20 protein-coding genes are annotated in these 18,744 nt (G+C 69.3%); 8 read left to right on the top strand and 12 right to left on the bottom strand.

All coding sequences use genetic code 11. The features are described 5' to 3' along the window. Positions 1-21 precede the first annotated feature (21 nt). A complete protein-coding gene (locus E4P42_RS27625) occupies positions 22-1,098 on the top strand; it encodes an NAD-dependent epimerase/dehydratase family protein (RefSeq protein ID WP_135122620.1) in 1,077 nt (358 codons plus the stop codon). A gap of 57 nt (positions 1,099-1,155) precedes the next feature. Here E4P42_RS27625 and E4P42_RS01605 read toward each other — a convergent pair whose 3' ends face one another. Next, positions 1,156-2,583 carry a class II fumarate hydratase gene (locus tag E4P42_RS01605; RefSeq protein ID WP_135122619.1) on the bottom strand — a complete coding sequence of 476 codons (1,428 nt, stop codon included), beginning with the start codon at positions 2,581-2,583 and terminating at the stop codon, positions 1,156-1,158. A 29-nt stretch (positions 2,584-2,612) separates the two neighbouring features. Further along, positions 2,613-3,641, bottom strand: a complete 1,029-nt coding sequence (glpX, locus tag E4P42_RS01600) for a class II fructose-bisphosphatase (protein WP_135122618.1) — start codon at positions 3,639-3,641, stop codon at positions 2,613-2,615. A 54-nt stretch (positions 3,642-3,695) separates the two neighbouring features. Here glpX and E4P42_RS01595 point away from each other — a divergent pair, with 54 nt between their 5' ends. Together E4P42_RS01595 and E4P42_RS01590 are read left to right on the top strand one after the other, a co-directional pair. After that, complete coding sequence (locus E4P42_RS01595) at positions 3,696-4,358, top strand: DUF4245 domain-containing protein (protein ID WP_135122617.1); 663 nt, start codon at positions 3,696-3,698, stop codon at positions 4,356-4,358. After that, positions 4,355-5,164 carry a dienelactone hydrolase family protein gene (locus E4P42_RS01590; protein WP_135122616.1) on the top strand — a complete coding sequence of 270 codons (810 nt, stop codon included), beginning with the start codon at positions 4,355-4,357 and terminating at the stop codon, positions 5,162-5,164. Before E4P42_RS01595 ends, E4P42_RS01590 begins: the two co-directional genes overlap by 4 nt. Positions 5,165-5,174: 10 nt before the next feature. On the opposite strand, the gene E4P42_RS01585 is transcribed toward E4P42_RS01590, so the two are convergent. Both E4P42_RS01585 and E4P42_RS01580 read right to left on the bottom strand, forming a co-directional pair. Further along, a complete protein-coding gene (locus E4P42_RS01585; RefSeq protein ID WP_135122615.1) occupies positions 5,175-6,389 on the bottom strand; it encodes an AI-2E family transporter in 1,215 nt (404 codons plus the stop codon). Between the two features lie 48 nt (positions 6,390-6,437). Then, complete coding sequence (locus tag E4P42_RS01580) at positions 6,438-7,205, bottom strand: SDR family NAD(P)-dependent oxidoreductase (RefSeq protein ID WP_135122614.1); 768 nt, start codon at positions 7,203-7,205, stop codon at positions 6,438-6,440. Positions 7,206-7,286: 81 nt separating this feature from the next. Here E4P42_RS01580 and E4P42_RS01575 point away from each other — a divergent pair, with 81 nt between their 5' ends. Beyond that, a complete protein-coding gene (locus tag E4P42_RS01575) occupies positions 7,287-7,976 on the top strand; it encodes a hypothetical protein (protein ID WP_135122613.1) in 690 nt (229 codons plus the stop codon). Further along, positions 7,976-9,676 (top strand): SulP family inorganic anion transporter, encoded by a 1,701-nt coding sequence (locus E4P42_RS01570; RefSeq protein ID WP_135122612.1) that lies wholly within the window; start codon positions 7,976-7,978, stop codon positions 9,674-9,676. Before E4P42_RS01575 ends, E4P42_RS01570 begins: the two co-directional genes overlap by 1 nt. On the opposite strand, the gene E4P42_RS01565 is transcribed toward E4P42_RS01570, so the two are convergent. The 3 genes from E4P42_RS01565 to E4P42_RS01555 are packed head-to-tail and all read right to left on the bottom strand — an operon-like array spanning position 9,673 to position 12,959. Beyond that, positions 9,673-10,545, bottom strand: coding sequence for a formylglycine-generating enzyme family protein (locus E4P42_RS01565; protein WP_135122611.1), 873 nt, complete (start codon positions 10,543-10,545; stop codon positions 9,673-9,675). The genes E4P42_RS01570 and E4P42_RS01565 overlap by 4 nt on opposite strands. Further along, complete coding sequence (locus tag E4P42_RS01560; protein WP_135122610.1) at positions 10,542-11,420, bottom strand: HAD family phosphatase; 879 nt, start codon at positions 11,418-11,420, stop codon at positions 10,542-10,544. The genes E4P42_RS01565 and E4P42_RS01560 overlap by 4 nt, the downstream gene beginning before the upstream one ends. Then, positions 11,421-12,959 carry an arylsulfatase gene (locus E4P42_RS01555; RefSeq protein WP_135122609.1) on the bottom strand — a complete coding sequence of 513 codons (1,539 nt, stop codon included), beginning with the start codon at positions 12,957-12,959 and terminating at the stop codon, positions 11,421-11,423. It abuts the gene before it with no gap. A 146-nt stretch (positions 12,960-13,105) separates the two neighbouring features. Here E4P42_RS01555 and E4P42_RS01550 point away from each other — a divergent pair, with 146 nt between their 5' ends. Then, a complete protein-coding gene (locus E4P42_RS01550; RefSeq protein WP_135122608.1) occupies positions 13,106-13,822 on the top strand; it encodes an MgtC/SapB family protein in 717 nt (238 codons plus the stop codon). 23 nt (positions 13,823-13,845) lie between these two features. After that, a complete protein-coding gene (locus E4P42_RS01545; protein ID WP_135122607.1) occupies positions 13,846-14,370 on the top strand; it encodes a 2'-5' RNA ligase family protein in 525 nt (174 codons plus the stop codon). Here the strand turns inward: E4P42_RS01545 and E4P42_RS01540 are convergent. The 4 genes from E4P42_RS01540 to E4P42_RS01525 all read right to left on the bottom strand — a co-directional run bounded on the left by E4P42_RS01540 (position 14,345) and on the right by E4P42_RS01525 (position 17,549). Continuing rightward, entirely contained in the window at positions 14,345-15,457 is a 1,113-nt protein-coding gene (locus E4P42_RS01540) for an NAD-dependent epimerase/dehydratase family protein (protein WP_135122606.1), read from the bottom strand. The genes E4P42_RS01545 and E4P42_RS01540 overlap by 26 nt on opposite strands. Positions 15,458-15,519: 62 nt before the next feature. Then, a complete protein-coding gene (locus tag E4P42_RS01535; protein ID WP_135122605.1) occupies positions 15,520-15,744 on the bottom strand; it encodes an exodeoxyribonuclease VII small subunit in 225 nt (74 codons plus the stop codon). A gap of 15 nt (positions 15,745-15,759) precedes the next feature. Continuing rightward, positions 15,760-16,998 carry an exodeoxyribonuclease VII large subunit gene (gene xseA, locus E4P42_RS01530; protein ID WP_135122604.1) on the bottom strand — a complete coding sequence of 413 codons (1,239 nt, stop codon included), beginning with the start codon at positions 16,996-16,998 and terminating at the stop codon, positions 15,760-15,762. After that, the gene (locus E4P42_RS01525; protein WP_135122603.1) at positions 16,995-17,549 is read right to left on the bottom strand and encodes a lipid droplet-associated protein; all 555 of its coding nucleotides are present in this window, start codon (positions 17,547-17,549) and stop codon (positions 16,995-16,997) included. The genes xseA and E4P42_RS01525 overlap by 4 nt, the downstream gene beginning before the upstream one ends. Positions 17,550-17,603: 54 nt before the next feature. Between E4P42_RS01525 and E4P42_RS01520 the strand changes: the two genes are divergently transcribed. Next, positions 17,604-18,605, top strand: a complete 1,002-nt coding sequence (locus E4P42_RS01520) for a 4-hydroxy-3-methylbut-2-enyl diphosphate reductase (RefSeq protein ID WP_135122602.1) — start codon at positions 17,604-17,606, stop codon at positions 18,603-18,605. Positions 18,606-18,618: 13 nt separating this feature from the next. On the opposite strand, the gene E4P42_RS01515 is transcribed toward E4P42_RS01520, so the two are convergent. After that, on the bottom strand, positions 18,619-18,744 hold a 126-nt coding region (locus E4P42_RS01515), incomplete at its 5' end, for an integrase core domain-containing protein (protein ID WP_167759318.1).

Raw genomic sequence — 18,744 nt, 5'->3', positions numbered from 1 at the left:
CGCTACGGGTATGGGCAGATCATGACCACACGCGTCGTGATCACCGGGGCCAGCGGCAATGTCGGGACGGCGCTGCTGCGCCGGCTCGCCGACTCCGGCGGTTACAGCGTCACCGGGGTGACCCGGCGCGAGCCGCCCGCCACCGGTGTCTACCGGTCCGCGCAGTGGCGTCAGCTCGACCTCGCCGACCATGATGCGACCACCCGGCTGCAGGCGCTGTTCGGCGACGCCGACTGCGTCGTGCACCTGGCGTGGGGATTCCAGCCCACCCGCAACGTGTCCTACCTGGAGGCGGTCGGGGTGGGCGGCACCCGGGCGGTGCTGCGCGCCGCGCAGGCCGCCGGTGTCGGGCAGATGGTGCACATGTCGTCGGTCGGCACCTATGCCGCCGGCCGCTACGGCCAGTACGTCGACGAGACGTGGTCGACGGCCGGGATCGACACCTCGCCGTACAGCCGGCACAAGTCGGCGGCCGAGACCATCCTCGACGAGTACGAGCGCAGCCACCCCGGCGGCATGACCGTCACGCGGATGCGGCCCGGGTTCATCGTGCAGCGCGACGCGGCGGGTGGACTGCGTCGCTACACGCTGCCGGCGTTTGTCGAACCGCGGTGGCTTCGGTTCCTGCCGCTGCTGCCGCTGGACCGCGAGCTCGTCGTCCCGATCATCCACGCCGACGACGTCGCCGACGCGATCGCCCGTGCCGTCGAGCGCGGCGCCGGCGGTCCGTTCAACCTGATGGCCGAACCCCCGGTGCGCCGCGACGACATGGCGAAGGCTCTGGGCGCGATGCCCGTTCACGTGCCGTCGGCGCTGCTGCGGCCGGCGGTGGCGCTGAGCTGGCGGGCCCGGCTGCAGCCCATCGACGAGGGCTGGCTGGACATGGCGTTCAGCGTGCCGCTGCTCGACACCACGCGGGCGCGCACCGAGCTGGGCTGGACCGCGTCACGCGACTCGGCCGAGGCCATGGCCGACATGGGTGACGGCTTCAAGCACTGCGCCGACACCGACAGCCCGGTGCTGTCCTACCGCGGCCCGCTGACCAGCATGCTGCGCGACCTGACGGCAGGCCCGATCACCGACCGCCGCGTCCCCTAGTGATTTCGGTGTAGCCGGTCGCGCTCACCGCGACGAAGTACACCGAAATCGCTGCGACTAGTCGCCGTCTTTGACCCGCGCCATCGCCAGCACGTCGAGGCGCCGGTCGAGCTCCTCCTCGGAGAGCTTGTCGCCGATCAGCCCGCGGTCGATGACCGTCTGGCGGATCGTCTTGCGCTCCTTGAGCGCTTCCTTGGCGACCTTGGCGGCTTCCTCGTAGCCGATCGCCGAGTTCAGCGGGGTCACGATCGACGGCGACGACTCGGCCTGTTCGCGCAGGTGCGCCTCGTTGGCGATCAGACCGTCGATGCAGCGCTCGGCGAACAGCCGCGACGAGTTGGTCAGCAGCTTGAACGATTCGAGCAGGTTGCGGGCCATCATCGGGATGTACACGTTGAGCTCGAACGCGCCCGACGCGCCGCCGAACGCGATGGCCGCGTCGTTGCCGACCACCTGGCAGGCCACCTGTGTGACGGCCTCGGGGATGACGGGGTTGACCTTGCCCGGCATGATCGAGCTGCCCGGCTGCAGGTCCGGCAGTTGCAGTTCGGCCAGCCCGGTCAGCGGGCCCGATCCCATCCAGCGGATGTCGTTGGCGATCTTGGTCAGCGACACCGCGATGGTGCGCAGCGCGCCCGACGCCTCGACCAGCCCGTCGCGGGCGGCCTGGGCCTCGAAAGAATCCTTGGCCGTGCGCAGTTCGGCGATGTTGGTCTGATCGACCAGCACCTCGACGACCTTGGCGCCGAAGCCCTCCGGCGCGTTGAGACCGGTGCCGACGGCGGTGCCGCCGATGGCCAACTCACCCAGCCGGGGCAGCGTCGCGCGGACCCGTTCGATGCCCGCCTCGATCTGGCGGGCATAGCCGCCGAACTCCTGGCCGAGCGTCACCGGCACCGCGTCCATCAGGTGGGTGCGGCCCGACTTCACCACGGTGCGCCACTGGCGAGCCTTGCCCGCCAGCGATTCGTGCAGCACCTCCAGCGCCGGAATCAGGTGGCGCACAGCGGCTTCGGTGGCCGCGATGTGGGTGGCGGTGGGGAACGTGTCGTTCGAGCTCTGCGACATGTTCACGTCGTCGTTCGGGTGCACCGTCACACCGTTGCGCGCGGCGATGCTGGCGATCACCTCGTTGGTGTTCATGTTCGAGCTGGTGCCCGAGCCGGTCTGGAACACGTCGATCGGGAACTGGTCGTCGTGCTGACCGTCGGCGATCTCATTGGCCGCGGCGATGATCGCGTCGGCCTTCTCCGGCGCCAGCAGACCCAGGTCCTTGTTCACCTGCGCGCAGGCACCCTTGAGCAGGCCGAGCGCCCGGATCTGGGTGCGCTCCAGACCGCGCCCGGAGATCGGGAAGTTCTCGACGGCCCGCTGGGTCTGCGCCCGCCACAGCGCATCCTTGGGCACCCGGACCTCGCCCATGGTGTCGTGCTCGATGCGGTACTCGGTCTCGGCGGTGTTCTCGACGGCACTGTCGGCGGTCATGATGCCCTTCTGGATCGTGGGGTGTGGGGTTACGGCAGGGGATAGGCGGCTTTGCTGTCGCCGGTGAAGTCGACGGCGGAGTACTCGTTGAGCTTGGACAGCCGGTGGTAGGCCTCGATCATGCGGACCGTGCCCGACTTCGACCGCATCACGATGGACTGGGTGGTGCACCCACCGCCGGTGTAGCGCACACCCTGCAGCAGGTCGCCGTCGGTGACGCCGGTGGCGCAGAAGAAGACGTTCTCCCCGGACACCAGGTCCTCGGTTTTGAGCACGCGGCTGACGTCGTGCCCGGCGTCGATCGCCTTCTGGCGTTCCTCGTCGTCCTTGGGGGCGAGCTGGGCGTGGATGGCGCCGCCCATGCAGCGGATCGCGGCGGCGGTGATGATGCCTTCGGGGGTGCCGCCGATGCCGGCCAGCATGTCGGTGCCCGAGTTGGGCCGGCAGGCGGAGATGGCGCCGGCCACGTCGCCGTCGGAGATCAGCCGGATGCGGGCGCCTGCGGCGCGGACGTCGGCGATCAGCTGCTCGTGCCGCGGCCGGTCCAGGATGCAGACGGTCACGTCGCGGACCGACAGCCCCTTGACCTTGGCGACCGCGCGGACGTTCTCCCCGATCGGGGCGGTGATGTCGATGGCGTCGACTGCGTCGGGGCCGACGGCGATCTTGTTCATGTAGAACACCGCCGACGGGTCGAACATCGCGCCGCGCTCGGCGACCGCGAGCACCGAGATCGCGTTGGGCATGCCCTTGCTCATCAGCGTGGTGCCGTCGATCGGGTCGACGGCGAAGTCGCAGTCCGGGCCGTCGCCGTTGCCGACCTCTTCGCCGTTGTAGAGCATCGGCGCGTTGTCCTTCTCGCCCTCGCCGATCACCACGACGCCGCGCATGGACACCGAGTTGACCAGCTCACGCATGGCGTCGACGGCGGCGCCGTCGCCGCCCTCCTTGTCGCCGCGGCCGACCCAGCGGCCGGCGGCCATGGCGCCTGCCTCCGTGACGCGGACCAGTTCGAGGGCGAGGTTGCGATCGGGAGCTTCGCGGCGCGATGGCGTCATGGGCAGATTGTCCCAGAACCCGATCACCGTTTGGCAGCTGGGATACTGGCACCTATGAGCACCGATCCCGGGCAGCCCCCGCAGCCCACCCCGCGCGAGCCGGGCGTCGTCGGGCCCGCACCCCGGGAGGCCAAGCCACGGGTGCTGCAGGACGGCCGCGACATGTTCTGGTCGATCGCCCCGCTGGTCGTCGCGTGCATCGTGCTGGCCGGTCTGCTGGGCATGTGTTCGTTCCGCGGGCCCAGTGCCGGCCCGGCGCCGTCCTACGACGCGGCCGAGCAGCTGCAGGCTGACGCCAATGCCCTCGGCGTCCCGATCCGGGTGCCGAAGCTGCCCGACGGGTGGCAGTCCAACTCCGGCGGTCGCTCGGGCATCGAGGCCGGGGTCACCGACGCGCAGACCGGCCAGTCGAGCCGCGCGGTGGTGTCCCGGGTGGGCTATCTCGCGCCCAGCGGCATGTACCTGAGCCTGACCCAGAGCAACGCCGACGAGAACAAGCTGGTCGACTCGATCACCCCGGGCCTCGCGCCGGCCGGGGCCGAGGACGTCGACGGGGTGACCTGGGTGGTCTACCGCGGCGGCGAGGGGGTCGAGCCGGTGTGGACGACCCGGCTGCCCGGTCCGGCGCAGGTGGCGATCACCGGGGCGGGCAGCCCCGAGGAGTTCCGCACGCTGGCGGCGGCGACGCAGACGCAGCAGCCGCTGGAGAAGCGATGAGCGCCGCGGGAACCGCACCGGAATCCGACCTCAGCGGCTGGTCCGCGGAACCGTTCACGGCGGCCGGCTACACCCACGACGTGTACCGCAAGGGCGACGGGCCCGGCGTCGTGCTGATCCCCGAGATGCCCGGGCTGCACCCCCATGTCCTGGCGCTGGGCAACCACCTGGTCGACAACGGGTTCACCGTCGCGGCGCCCTCGCTGTTCGGTACCCCGGGGAAACCGGCGCTCGGCGCCGGCGCCATCCCGGTCCTGGCGAAGGGCTGTGTGTCCAAGGAGTTCGCCGCCTTCGCCACCAATGCCGACCGGCCGGTCGCCCACTATCTGCGCGCGCTGGCCCGCGACCTCAACGCCCGCACCCCCGGTAAGGGCGTCGGCGTGATCGGGCAGTGCTTCACCGGGGGCTTCGCGCTGGCCGCCGCCGTCGACGACAGCGTGCTCGCGCCGGTGCTCAGCCAGCCCTCGCTGCCGCTGCCGATCACCCCCGCCCACAAGCGCGATCCGGGACTGTCGGAGGCCGAATTGCGGATCGTCGAACAGCGCGCGGCCAACGACGGGCTGTGCGCGCTCGGGCTGCGCTTCAGCAAGGACTGGATGTCGCCGGGGGAGCGGTTCGCCACGCTCAAACAGCGCCTCGGCGACGCGTTCGAGGTCATCGAGATCGATTCGGCGAAGGGCAATGCGCACGGCATCTCGCCGATGGCGCACTCGGTGCTCACCGATCAGGTGCGCGAGGCCGACGGGCATCCCGCCTACGAGGCGCGCAAACGGGTGATCGAGTTCCTCACCGAGCGGCTGGCCTGAGGCCGGGCCCTCACCGCCCGGCCGACGGTGCTGCGGAGTCCTCCTCCGACTCGTCGGGCGCTTGTGCCCCGGCCTTTCCGTCGCGGGCCTCTTTGACGCGACGGCCCAGCCACCAGAACGGGTTCCGCCTTTTGGGCTTCTCGTCCGCGGCGTCGTGGCGCTGCATCGGCACGCCTTTGAACACCGAGAGGTAGACGCTGATCGTGGTGACGATGACGATCATCAACACCGGGCCGATCACGATGCCCCAGGCGCCGAACATGCCGATACCGGCGAATACCGACAGCAGCATCAGCGCCGAGTCGAGTCGCGCCTCGCGCGGCACCAGGATCGGCCGCAGGAAGTTGTCGATGTTCGTCACCACGATGATGTGGAAGACGATGACGAAGACGCCGCCGAACACGTTGCCGAACAGGATCATCCCGATGCCGAACGGGATCGTCACGATGCCGCTGCCGAGCGGGATGACCGACAGCGCCGACAGCAGCACCGCGAACAGGAAGAAGCCCTGGTGGAACCCGGCGAGGTAGATCGACACCGCGCCGGCGACGCCCTGGCAGACCGCGATGACGAACTGGCCCATCACCGTGCCCTTGACCATCGCGCCCATCTTGCTCATGTAGAGGTCGGTGACCTCCTCGCCGAGCGGGTTGAGCCGGCGGATGAGCAGCAGCACCTGCTCACGGTTGACCAGCAGTGAGACGAAGACGTACAGGAACAGGATCAGCGCCGTGATCGCGCCGAACGCGCCGCCGGCCGCACCCTGCAACAGCCCCAGCAGCCACTGGCCGGCCTCCTGGGCCACCCTCGTCATCGAACCCTGCAGCGAAGCCGGGGTGACCGTGGTGTCGACGTAGGGCACCCGGGCGAGCAGTTCGTTGACGAAAGCCAGGGCCCGATCGCCGAGCGCCGACAGGTCGGTGCGCGCCACCCACTCGGCGACCCGCTCGACCATCGTGGTGATCTGCACGACCGCCAGGAACACGAACAGGCTCATCGGCACGATCACCGCGGCGACCGCCGCGAGCAGCGTCAGCGTCGCCGACAGCCCGGTGCCCAGCCGCGTGTTGAGCTTCGAGTACAGCGGGGAGAACAGATAGGCCGCCACCGCGGCGACCACCACGAGGATGAAGTAGCCCCGCAGGAAGTAGGCGCCGAACAGGACCGCGACGACGGTCGCGACGGCGAGCGCACGCTTCTGGGTGAGCGTGAAGTCGGTGTCCACGCCGCTATGTCTAGCCGACCTCCGGCCGCACCGGCGCCTGATCGGACGTCACGAACTCTGCGCGAGTTTCATGACGTGGCCGACGATGTCGGGATAGCGCTTGAGGTGGGCGCCGCCGTTGAGGTCGAGCACCTCACCGGTCAGCCAGGACGCGCCGGGCGAGCACAGGTACCGCACCGCCTCGGCGACGTCCTCGGGCGTGCCGGCGCGGCCCAGCGGCGTGTTCTCGAGGTATTCCTCGACGACGCCGGGCACCGCGGCCGCCGGGGCGGTGAGCGGGGTGTGCACGAAGCCGGGGGCGACGGCGTTGACCCGGATGCCCCGCGGCGCCATCTCCAACGCGGCGACCTGGGTCAGCATCGACAGCCCGGCCTTCGCGGCGCAGTAGGCGCTCATCCCGGCCGCGGGCTGGCGGCCGTTGAGCGACGAGATCTGTACCAGCACACCGCCTTCGCGCAGGTTCCCGCCGGCGTGTTTGGCGACGACGAACCCTCCGGTCAGGCAGACGTCGACGACCTCCCGGAACTGCTCGACCGGCATGTCGGTGATCAGGCCGATGGTGCTGAACCCGGCGCAGTTGACCACGACGTCGACCGGGCCGGTCGCGTCGAACAGGGCCTGCACGGACGGCTCGTCGGTGACGTCGGCGTGCGCGGCGGTGTGTGGGTCGCCGAGCTCGGCCGCGCGGTCCCGGGCCGCGCCGGCGTTGCGGTCGGCCAGGATGACGCGGCAGCCGTCCTCGGCGAGGACTCTCGCGGTGGCCCATCCGATTCCGGATGCGGCGCCGACGACGACAGCGGTGCGGGAGGTGGTCATGGTCACCCAAACTAGAACAGGTTCCAGGACGGGTTGCGTCGAACGGGGGTTCTGCCGGGCGTGCTCTGCGACGATGTCGGCGTGACCACAGCGCCGACGTCGCGACTGCATCGGCTGACCACCCCGCGGGCGGCCGCGCTCGCGGGGGTCCTGTTCGCGGTGCTGTTCGGTACGGCGCTGGTGCTCGTGCGCACCGCGATACCCGACAACGTCGAACAGGGCGTCCGCTGGGTCGACCCCGACAGTTCCCGGGTGACGCTCGCCGCGACGCTGATTCCGTTCGCCGGCATCGCGTTCCTGTGGTTCATCGGTGTCGTGCGTGACGGCTTCGGGCAGTTCGAGGACAAGTTCTTCTCCAGCGTGTTCATCGGCAGCGGGTTGCTCTTCGTGGCGATGACGTTCGTGTGGTCTGCGGTCGGGCTCAGCCTGGTGCGGGTGGACACCGCGATCATCGATTCGACCGCCCGCTCGGAGGTCGTCGCGTTCGCGCACCTGCTGATGGAGACGCTGAGCCAGACCTATGCGCTGCGGATGGCCTCGGTGTGCATGATCTCGCTGGCCACCATCTGGCTGCGTACGGGCCTGATGCCGCGCTGGCTGGTGGGTGTGAGCTATGCGCTGGCCGTCGCGCTGATGGTCGCCAGCGAGGTGAGCATGTGGGTGACGCTGGCTTTCCCGGTGTGGGTGCTGGTCGTCAGCGTGATCTTGCTGCAGCGGGCGGGGGTGCTCGGGTTGCGCGGCGGCCACGACGGGCCTGTCCGGACAGACTGATGGCGACTTCGACTCGCGGACAAGCCCTTCCGGTGCGCATCGCGTCCCGCGTGGGCCGGCCGCGCGTTCGAGATGTGATTGCGGGCCTGGTCACCGGATTGTTCTCCATACCGGAGGGGATGGCCTACGCGAGCATCGGCGGCTTCAACCCGGTCGCCGGTCTGTACTCCGGCGTGGTCTCCACCATCGTCGGATCGTTCTTCGCCCGCACCGTGCTGATGGTGACGACGTTGACCAGTGCGCTCGCGCTGACGTCGCAGAGCGTGCTGACCGCGGCCGGACTCGATCCCACCGAACCGTCGAACATCGCCGCGCTGGTCATCGTCGCCGGACTGATCATGCTCGTGATGGGTCTGCTGCGGTTCGGGTCGATGATGAACTTCGTCTCGAATGCGGTGATGACCGGCTTCACCACCGGTATCGCCTTACAGATCGTGGCCGGCGTCATCAATGACGCCACCGGCTACCGGCCCGACAGCCACAACACGCTGGGCAAGTTCGTCGATGCGTTCGCCCATGTCGGATCCTGGGAGCTCGCACCCTGTCTGATCGCCCTGGCCACGGTCGCGGTGTGGGCGGTGTTCCGGTTCGTCAAACCGCTCGAGGCGTTCGCCACGCTGATCGCACTCGTCGTGGTCACCGTGGCGGTGACGCTGCTGGCCGTCGAGGTCGAGACGGTGGGGGACATCGCGCCGATCCCGAATGCGCTGCCGCCGCTGATCCTTCCCGACCTCGCGGCGATGCCCGAATTGCTGGCGGGCGGGCTCGCGGTGGCGCTGGTCGGCCTCGCGCAGGCGGCCGGCATCTCGGCGGCGGTGCCGAACCCGGACCGATCGCGGCCCAGCACGTCCGATGACTTCGTCGCGCAGGGCGCGGCGAACGTCGCCGGCGGATTCTTCGGCGCCCTGCCCACCGGCGGCTCGCTGTCCCGGACAGGCGTCGCGGTGTCGGCCGGCGCCCAGACCCGGTGGGCGGGGATCTTCGCCGGGATCTGGCTCGCGCTGCTCGTGGTGGTCGCCGGGTCGCTCGCCGAATTGATCCCGATGCCGGTGATCGGCGGGCTCATCATGGTGATCGGCGCGGAGCTGGTGGCCGGCCGCTGGGCCGACATCAGGCTCGTCGTCCGCACCGCGCCGCTCTCGGCGCTGGCCATGCTGATCACGTTCGCCGCGACCACGCAGCTTCCGTTGCACCGGGCGATCCTGATCGGCGCGATCACCTCGCTGGTGCTGTACTGCGTCGAGGCGTCCCGGTCGGCGAAGCTGGTCGCGCTGGTCCCCGCCGAGGACGGTCACTGGCGTCGCGCACCGGTGCCCGACGAACTGCCCAGCGGTGAGGTGACGGTGCTGCACTACGCGGGGGTGGGCCTGTTCGCCGAGGTGCCCCGCATCGACGAGGAGTGGCCGGAGGTCCGGGCATCACGCAACGCGGTGGTGGTGCTCAGCCTGGCGGGGTTGCCGGACGTTCCGTCGTCGAAGGTGGTGCACGCCTTGACGCGGTGGGCGACAGACCTGCAGAGCCACGGCGGTCGACTGCTCATCGCGGGCGTGAGCCCCTCGACGGCGACCGTGCTGCACCGCGGGGGAGTCGCCGACGCGGTGGGCGCCGACGGCGTCCTTCCCGCATCGGAGGAGGTGTTCGGTGCGCTCGACGAGGCGGTGCGGCGCGGCCGAGCGTGGATCGCCGACCGGCGCGCCTAGCGTTTGAGGCAGCGGAAACCGATGTGGCTCATGCCGGTATCGACCGGCTGACCGCGACGGGCGGCCGGCCGGTACCGCAGGCAGTAGGAGTCGGCGCACAGGAACGACCCGCCCTTGACCACCCGGCGGGGCACCCGGAACTGTGGCTGGGCCGGGTCGTAACTGTCCTCGGCGCAGCACGCCGTGCCGGTGTCGGTGTAGAAATCGGTGGTCCATTCCCACACGTTGCCGGCCATGTCGTAGAGGCCGTAGCCGTTGGGTGGGAAACTGCCCACCGCGGCGGTGCGGCCGTAACCCGATTCCGGTCGCCACGGGAAGTCGCCGTGCCAGTAGTTCGCCAGCCGCTGCCCCTCGGACTCGGGCTCGTCGCCCCACGTGTACGCCGCCCCGCGCAGGCCGCCGCGGGCGGCGGTCTCCCACTGCGTCTCGGTGGGCAGCGCCAGCCCGGCCCAGGACGCGTACGCCTCGGCGTCCTCGTAGGCGACGTGGACGACGGGGTGGTCGGTGCGTTTCTCGATCGACGACCGCGGCCCGACGGGATGGCGCCACGATGCGCCGGGGGTCCAGATCCACCACTGGCTGAGGTGGCGCAGGTCGACGGGTCCGGCCGTGCGGCGGAACACCATCGACCCCGGTTGCAGGTTCTCGGCAGGCGCATTCGGGTAGTCGGCGGGGTCGAGTGGACGTTCGGCAACGGTGACGTAGCCCGTGGCCTCGACGAAGGCGGCGAAGTCGGTGTTGGTGACCGCGCGGGCTTGCAGCCAGAATTCGTCGACATAGACCTCGCGGACGGGACGTTCCTCCGCGGAGTGCCGGTCGGATCCGAGGAGTGCGGTCTGCGCGGGAATCCTGACGAACTCGTCGATCACGCGAAGATCGTCGCCCAGTCGTCACGCATACTGATCACCGTCCAGCCCTGCGCCCCGGCGTGCTCGAGCGCGCGTTCGGCCCCCGCGGTGTAGGAGAATTCGCGCTCGTCGTCGTCATGGAGCACCAGCAGGCGGAGGCCACGGGTGAATTCGAGCATTTCGATGTCACCGTTGGAATTGCCGACGGCGAGGATCGGCCGACGTCCGGTCCGCCCCCAGATGCGCACGGGTTTGACCGGCCCGTCGTCGAGGAACTCCGGCCGATTCGTGGTGCGCAGGTCGCCATCGGCGAAATCGAGGCCCACCGAGCTGCCGATGACGCGCTCGGGCGGGATGCCGTACATGGCCGTGGTGACCGGCCGCATGAAGTCGCGGCCGCCGCCGGAGGCGATGTAGTTGGTGAAACCGTTGTCCTCCAGGTAGCGCAGCAGCTCGATCATCGGTGCATAACCGCACGCTGTGTACGGGCGTCTCAGCGTCGGGTGTTCGGCCGTCGCGAAGAAGCCCTTGACGCGTTCGGCGTGCTCCTCGACCGTCAGCCCGACGAATGCCGAAAGAACTCCACTGGCAAGCGCTTTCAATTCGGAGTCGTCACCGTTGTAGTGCTTGGTGACCGCATCCCCGAACCACGCCAGATCACCGGCCGCGGCCGCCCGGTAGGGCTGGCGCTCCGCCAGGGACGGATCGGCCTTCGCCTGCTCGGCCATGCGACGGACGAGGAAGTCCAATTGGATGTATGCGGGTTTCTCGCACCACAGCGTGCCGTCGTTGTCGAAGACCGCGACGCGTTCCTCAACCGGAACCTCGGTGACGGTGCGGCCCACGAACTCGACGATCGCCGACTTCGTGGGCCCGTCGTTCCACGACTCGAGCATCTAGTCCTTCGCCAGGAATTCGTGCAGTTTCTCCACCGCATTGTTGATCGTGAACGACGCCGGCTCCTGGCGCGGCGGGAATTGCTTGAAGGTCTCCAAGAAATGCGTGACCACCGCGGCGGCGTAGAACGCCAGGTACAGGTGGTCGAGGAGCCAGTCGTAGTAGGTGTTCGACGTGACATCGGCGCGCTCGAAGGGGTCGGTACGCAGGTTGAAGATCTTGGGTGCGCGCAACGGAGTGAACGGTTCCTGCCAGATCTGCAGGGTGCCGTCGCACCGCTGCTCCATGAACACGATCTTCCAGTTGCTGTACCGAAGACCGAGCACATCGCCGTCATCGGAGAAGTAGATGAAGCCCTGTCGCGGGCTTTCGTCGACGTCGCCGGTCAGGTACGGCAAGAGGTTGAACGCGTCCAGGTGGACCTTGAACTCCTTGTCGCCGACCTTGTGTCCCGCCTTGAGTTTCTCGACGATGTCGGGCTCGCCGGCCGCGGCGAGGAACGTCGGGAACCAGTCGTGATGCTGGACGATCTCATTGGACACCACGCCGGCCGGAATCCTGCCGGGCCAGCGGACCATCTCCGGAATCCGGAAGGCGCCCTCCCAGTTGGTGTTCTTCTCGCTGCGGAACGGAGTGGTCGCGCCGTCGGGCCATGTGTTGGCGTGCGGGCCGTTGTCGGTCGAGTAGACGACGATCGTGTCGTCGGCGATGCCGAGTTCGTCGAGAACGTCGAGCAAGAGTCCGACGTGCTTGTCGTGGTCGACCATCGTGTCGTGGTAAGGCGACTGCCAACGCCCCGCCTGGCCGATGCTCTCCGGTTTGGTATGGGTGCGAAAGTGCATGTGGGTCATGTTCATCCACACGAAAAACGGTGTCTTCGTCTCCACTTGGCGCCTGATGAAGTCCAGGCACGCACCGGTGGTTTCGTCGTCGATGGTCTCCATGCGCTTCTTGGTCAGCGGACCGGTGTCCTCGATACGCTGTCTGCCCACCGGTCCCCAACGCTCGTGCAGTTCGTCGTTGTCCTCGTCGGTGGCCCATGAGTGGATGACACCGCGCGGCAGAAAGGCGTTGCGCATGATCGGCGCTTCGTCGGCTGTCGGATAGTCGGGCAGCTCGGGTTCCTCCTCGGCGTTGAGGTGATAGAGGTTGCCGAAGAACTCGTCGAAGCCGTGCACTGTCGGAAGGTACTTGTTCAGGTCGCCGAGGTGGTTCTTGCCGAACTGGCCGGTGGCGTAGCCCAGCGGTTTGAGGCACTCGGCGATCGTGGGATCCTCGGCTTGCAGCCCGACGTCGGCACCGGGCATGCCGACCTTGCTCAAACCGGTTCGGTAGACACTCTGCCCGGTGATGAACGCTGCTCGTCCGGCGGTGCAGCTCTGCTCACCGTAGGAGTCGGTGAACCGCATTCCCTCGGCGGCGATTCGGTCGATGTTGGGCGTGCGATAACCCATGAGGCCGTCGCTGTAGCAGCTGAGATTGGTGATCCCGATGTCGTCGCCCCAGATCACCAGGATGTTCGGCTTACCGTCCGGCACAGGGGCCCCCTTCGCGGTTGACGTATGCGTCGATGCTAGAAGCGCGCGGGCCCAGGCAAGCCGGATCGCGCATAAACTGTCCGAAAATTGCGCGTGTCGCCGCGTGTCACGGCCGCCGGGACCAGTGCGCACTGGAGAATCCAGACATGCTCGCCGTGGACCTGCTCACCCGCGTGGGCCTGGCCACCGTGCTCGGGGTCGCGATCGGTCTGGAGCGGCAGTGGCGCTCGCGGCTGGCCGGGCTGCAGACCATGGCGCTCGTCAGCACGGGCTCGGCGCTGTTCCTCATCCTCGGCGCGTACAGCTTCCCCGGTTCGGACCCCACCCGGGTGGCCGCCCAGATCGTCTCGGGCATCGGCTTTCTCGGCGCCGGCGTCATCATGAAACAGGGCCTGTCGGTGACCGGGCTGAACACCGCGGCCACGCTGTGGTCGACGGCGGCGGTCGGGGCGCTGGCGGGGGCCTGGCTGTGGCGCGAGGCGATCGCCAGCGGGGTGATCGTGGTGGCGGTCAACCTCTTCCTGCACCCGCTGGCCGAGCGGATGGATCGGGAGAAGCGCCTCGGCGGACGCGAGCACCCGCCGGTGAACTACCTGCTCACCGTGGTCTGCCGCGACGACCACGGCACCGACACACGCGACCTGCTGGTGCAGACCGTGCGGTCACCCAGGCTGCAGCTGACGTCGATGCACTCGGCCGACGCCGGACCGGGCCGGGTCGAGATCCGCGTCGGGCTGTCGGCCGCCGCCCGTGACGATGCGCTCCTCGAGCAGGCCGTCGGGGTGCTCGCAGTCGATGCCCGCGTGCTGTCGGTGCGGTGGAGCATCCCCGACGAGGCGCCGCACGGCTTCGGCCACCCGTGACCGGACACAGGGACCGCTGACCCGTGGCGCTCGCCGTCTGCCTGCTCTTCGACCGGCGGTCCGACGCAGCGATCCGGGCGATCTGGGATCGGCTCGAGGACATCGGGGTGCCGACCCTGCGTTCCCACACCCACCGCAGGCACGTGCCGCACGTGTCGTTCGCCGTTCTGCGGCAATGGAATCAAGACGCGGTGCACGAGGCGCTCGACCGGTTACCCGGCCACGACGCCGTCGCACTGCATTTCGACGGCGTCGGGCTGTTCCGGCGCGGGCGGGTCTGGCTGGTGGCCGGTGTCCGAGCAGAGTTCGTCGCGCGACAGGAGCGCGTCGTCGACGCCGTCACCGCCACCGGTGCCGACCTGCACAAGCACTACCGCCCCGGCGTGTGGATCCCGCACTGTTCGGTCGCCACCCGGGCCACTCTGGAGCAGTTGCCCGCGGTGGCGGCCGCGCTCTACGACGTGCTGCCGATGCAGGTGACGCTGGACCGGTCCGCACTGGTCGACAGCTCGACCGGCGAGGTCACCCCGCTGGCGGCACTGCCGTGACCGCGTGCACGGCCGGCGTGCCGTGCTGTGCCTTCATCTTCTCGAACAGCTCGACGTAGTACGGCAGGCAGTCGGCCATCGCCTGCTCGGTGGTGAACAGCGGCCGGTAGCCGAGGTCGCGTCCGGCCTTCGCGATCGAGAAGTAGTTGTCGAGGTAGATGCGCTCGATCGCCAGCGGTTCCAGCGGCGGCTTGGGGATTCCGAAGCGGAAGTGCAGCCGCTGCCACAGCGTCATCACGAACCGCACCAACCGGCCCGACACCCGGAACCTGGGCAGCTTCTCACCGCAGGCCTCGACGACGGGACGGGCGAACTCGAACATGTTGACCGGATCGCCGTCGTTGATGAAGTAGGCCTGTCCGGGCGCGGTGCCGCCGGGCACCAGGTGCTGCGCGGCGAGGATGAAGCCATGAATCAGGTTGTGCACGTAGGAGTTGTCGAGTTTGACCTGCTTGCTGCCGACCAGCACCTTGACGTGGCCGGCCAGCACGCTCTCGAACACCTTGCGGAACATGGTCTGATCGCCGCGGCCCCAGATGCCGCTGGGCCGGACCGAACAGGTCAACATGCCCTGCACACCGTTCTCACCGAGCACGAACTTCTCGGCCGCCACCTTGGTCTCGGTGTAGAGGTCGTTGAAGCGGTCGGTGTAGGGCAGCGTCTCGTCACCGTTCTGGATGCGCCTGCCGCCCATCACCACGCTGTTGGAGGCCGTGTAGACGAACCGCTGCACCCCCGCGGCGCGGGCGGCGTGCACCAGGTTCTCGGTGCCGGTGACGTTGACCGCGAAACTGCGCTGCCGGTATTCCTGCGTGACCGACGCCCCGCCCATCAGGTCGATGATCGCGGCGGTGTGGAACACCGTGTCGACGCCCGCGACCGCGGCGGCGACGGTCTCCGGATCGCAGATGTCGCCTTCGAGCGTCTCGAGCCGGGGATGGTCGGCCAGCGGTGACGGTGCGCGGTCGAACGACCGGACCTGGTGGCCGCGCTCGAGCAGTTCCCGGACGAGGTTGGCTCCGACGAAGCCGGAGCCCCCGGTCACCAGCACCCGGCCCAGTTCGGTGGTCAGCGATGAGTCACCCATGGGGCGACTATAACTGAAACGTGTTCCAGTTTTGAAGCCTCAGACCTGAACCGGTTGCCGGATCAACCGTCGTGGTCCTCCCGTGAGGCCAGCGCGTCGGCCACTCGCTTGCGGGCGCCGGCTAAGTGCTCCTCGCAGCGTTTGGCCAGTTCTTCGCCGCGTTCCCACAACTTCAGCGAGGCGTCGAGGTCCAGGCCGCCACGCTCGAGATGCTGCACGACATCGATCAGTTCGTCGCGGGCTTCCTCATATCCCAGCTCACTAATGGGCTTCGTCTCATCGGTCATCGGTCGCTCCCGTCGTCAGGCATGCCGCGTCACTCCCTTACTGACCGCGCCCAGCGCGCCGTCGGCCACCCGGACTCGCAGCCGCGTCCCGGCGGGCGCGTCGTCGACCGAGCGCAGCACATCCGGGTCCCCGGACGCCGGCACCGTCTGCACCACCGCGTACCCGCGCGCCAGGGTGGCGGCCGGGCCGAGCGTCGCCAACCGCGCCGACAGATGGCTGATGCGGTCGGTCTCCGCGGTGATCGTGCGGGTGACATCGCGCCGCGCCGCGGCCAGCGCGCGCTGGATCTCCTCCGACCGGGCGGCGAGCGCCTGCTCCGGTTGCGCCAGCACCGGGCGGCTGCGGAGCTGATCGAGGAGGTGTTGTTCGCGGGTCACCCAGTGGCGCAGCGCCTGCCCGCTGCGCCGGCACAGCTCCGACACCAGCGCCGACTCCGCGGCTGCGTCGGGCACCACGCGTTTGGCCGCGTCGGTCGGGGTGGCGGCGCGCAGATCGGCGACCAGATCGCACAGCGGGTTGTCGGGTTCGTGGCCGATGGCGCTGACCACCGGTGTGGTGCACTTGGCGATCTCGCGGCACAGCGTCTCGTCGGAAAAGGGCAGCAGATCCTCCACGCTGCCGCCGCCGCGGGCGATGACGATGACGTCGACCTCGGGATCGGCGTCGAGGGCGCGCAGCGCCTCGACCACCTGCGGGACGGTGTTGGTGCCCTGCACGGCGGTGTTGCGGATGTCGAACCGCACCGCAGGCCACCGGTCGGTGGCCACCGACACCACGTCGCGCTCGGCGTGGCTGGCGCGTCCGGTGATCAGGCCGACGACACCGGGCAGAAACGGGATGGGCCGCTTGAGGCGGGGATCGAACAGCCCCTCGGCGTCGAGCAGGCGGCGCAGCCGGTCGATGCGGGCGAGCAGTTCACCGATGCCGACGGCGCGGATCTGGCTGATGCGCAGCGAGAACGACCCGTTGCGGGTGTAGAACTGCGGCTTGCCCAGCACGATCACCTGGGTGCCCTCGGCCAGCGGCACCGGCGCGTCGGCGACCAGGTCACGCGGGCAGCTCACCGACAGCGACATGTCCGCGGCGGGGTCGCGCAGCACCATCCACGCGGTGGACTGGCGCAACTTGAGCTCGGTGAGCTGACCTTCGATCCACACGGTGCCGAGCCGGTCGATGTACTTGGCGACCCGGGTGGCCACCGCGCGCACCGGCCAGGGGTTGTCGGGGGATCTGCCCTGTTCGGGTTCGGTCACTTCGCCGAGGCGCGGGTGATCCTGTTCGCCAGCAGGGTCTGGAACGGCGCCCGCGCGCGGGTGGCGCCCTCGTAGGCCAGCAGCGCCTCGAGGTCGGGCACCGACAGCGAGGGCAGCCGCGCGCGCAGCTGCGCCAGCGTCAGCGACTGGTAGTCGAGATCGGTGACGATCTCGGGGGTCTCGTCGGCCGCCGCGGCGTCCCGTGTGGGCGCGGCGTCGTCCGCGGGGGTCTCGGGCTCACCGTTGGTGAACAGGGCGAAACGGCCCTCGGTGCGCCGGTCGCCGTCCGACGGCGCCGCGTCGTCGGTGTCCTCGTCGAAGGTGGCCCACTCGGGCTGCTCGTCCTTCGGCGGGAACAGGTTCTCCAGCGTCTCGTCGCCCTTGTTGACCAGGTCGGCGATGTTCTGCTGGAAGTGGATCACCAGGCTGGCGACCTGGCTGGCCACCGTCATCGGATACATCAGGATGGTCTGTGGCAGCTTGCGGGTTTCCTCGACGGCCGTGACGGCGGCCCCGACCAGCAGCCGAACCCCATAAGGTGCAGTAGCCATGGGGCCTAGCCTACGGCTGGCCCCCGATTGGCGAGGATCAGTACCCTGGGAGTCATGCCGCCGACTATCAACATGGGGATTCCGGGTGCCGCCGCAACCGTGGCAGGGCCCGTCAGCGGCAAGCGGGTTCTGCTCGCCGAGCCGCGCGGGTACTGCGCCGGGGTGGACCGGGCCGTCGAGACCGTCGAACGTGCGCTCGAGAAGCACGGGGCGCCGGTGTACGTGCGCCACGAGATCGTCCACAACCGGTACGTCGTGGACACGCTGGCCAAGGCCGGCGCGGTGTTCGTGGAGCAGACCGACGAGGTGCCCGAGGGCGCCATCGTGGTCTTCTCCGCCCACGGCGTCGCGCCCACCGTCCACGAAGAGGCGGCCGCCCGCAATCTGCAGACCATCGACGCCACCTGCCCGCTGGTGACCAAGGTGCACAACGAGGCGAAGCGCTTCGCCCGCGACGACTACGACATCCTGCTCGTCGGCCACGAAGGCCACGAAGAGGTCGTGGGCACCGCCGGGGAGGCGCCCGACCACGTGCAGGTCGTCGACAACCCGGACGCGGTCGACAAGGTCACCGTGCGGGATCCGAACAAGGTCATCTGGCTGTCGCAGACCACGCTGAGCGTCGACGAGACCATGGAGACGGTGCGCCGGCTGCGGGAGAAGTTCCCGACGCTGCAGGACCCGCCGAGCGATGACATCTGCTACGCCACGCAGAACCGCCAGGTCGCGGTCAAGGCGATGGCGCCCGAGTGTGAGCTCGTCATCGTCGTCGGATCGAAGAACTCGTCGAACTCGGTGCGGCTGGTCGAGGTGGCGCTGGGCGCCGGCTCCGACGCCGCCCACCTGGTCGACTACGCCGAGGACATCGACCCGGCGTGGCTCGAGGGGGTCACCACGGTCGGTGTCACCTCCGGCGCCTCGGTGCCCGAGGTGCTGGTGCGTGGGGTGCTCGAGCGGCTGGCCGAGTACGGCTACGACACCGTGCAGCCGGTCACCACGGCCAACGAGACGCTGGTGTTCGCGTTGCCGCGGGAGATCCGCCCGGCCCGCGCCTAGGTGTACTCGGCAGTCAGGTTGGTGACAGTCGGCTGGTCGGGGGTTGTCCTCCGAGGGCTGAATGGCGGCGTTGATTGTTGTAGTAGTCGAGCCAGGGGGCAAGGGCTGCGCAGCGGGCGTCGTTGGTGGTGAAGACCTG

It is taken from the genome of Mycobacterium sp. PS03-16, assembly GCF_004570325.1.
Classification (GTDB): domain Bacteria; phylum Actinomycetota; class Actinomycetes; order Mycobacteriales; family Mycobacteriaceae; genus Mycobacterium.
Note: the sequence above shows the minus strand (reverse complement) of the source record. Positions and strands in the feature narration are given on the sequence as shown.

What these genes read in the sequence shown, in the direction of transcription:
- E4P42_RS27625 (WP_135122620.1), top strand. Translation starts at nt 22, where the DNA reads ATGACCACACGCGTCGTGATCACCGGGGCCAGCGGCAATGTCGGGACG.
- E4P42_RS01605 (WP_135122619.1), bottom strand. Translation starts at nt 2,583, where the DNA reads ATGACCGCCGACAGTGCCGTCGAGAACACCGCCGAGACCGAGTACCGC.
- glpX (WP_135122618.1), bottom strand. Translation starts at nt 3,641, where the DNA reads ATGACGCCATCGCGCCGCGAAGCTCCCGATCGCAACCTCGCCCTCGAA.
- E4P42_RS01595 (WP_135122617.1), top strand. Translation starts at nt 3,696, where the DNA reads ATGAGCACCGATCCCGGGCAGCCCCCGCAGCCCACCCCGCGCGAGCCG.
- E4P42_RS01590 (WP_135122616.1), top strand. Translation starts at nt 4,355, where the DNA reads ATGAGCGCCGCGGGAACCGCACCGGAATCCGACCTCAGCGGCTGGTCC.
- E4P42_RS01580 (WP_135122614.1), bottom strand. Translation starts at nt 7,205, where the DNA reads ATGACCACCTCCCGCACCGCTGTCGTCGTCGGCGCCGCATCCGGAATC.
- E4P42_RS01570 (WP_135122612.1), top strand. Translation starts at nt 7,976, where the DNA reads ATGGCGACTTCGACTCGCGGACAAGCCCTTCCGGTGCGCATCGCGTCC.
- E4P42_RS01560 (WP_135122610.1), bottom strand. Translation starts at nt 11,420, where the DNA reads ATGCTCGAGTCGTGGAACGACGGGCCCACGAAGTCGGCGATCGTCGAG.
- E4P42_RS01550 (WP_135122608.1), top strand. Translation starts at nt 13,106, where the DNA reads ATGCTCGCCGTGGACCTGCTCACCCGCGTGGGCCTGGCCACCGTGCTC.
- E4P42_RS01540 (WP_135122606.1), bottom strand. Translation starts at nt 15,457, where the DNA reads ATGGGTGACTCATCGCTGACCACCGAACTGGGCCGGGTGCTGGTGACC.
- E4P42_RS01535 (WP_135122605.1), bottom strand. Translation starts at nt 15,744, where the DNA reads ATGACCGATGAGACGAAGCCCATTAGTGAGCTGGGATATGAGGAAGCC.
- E4P42_RS01525 (WP_135122603.1), bottom strand. Translation starts at nt 17,549, where the DNA reads ATGGCTACTGCACCTTATGGGGTTCGGCTGCTGGTCGGGGCCGCCGTC.
- E4P42_RS01520 (WP_135122602.1), top strand. Translation starts at nt 17,604, where the DNA reads ATGCCGCCGACTATCAACATGGGGATTCCGGGTGCCGCCGCAACCGTG.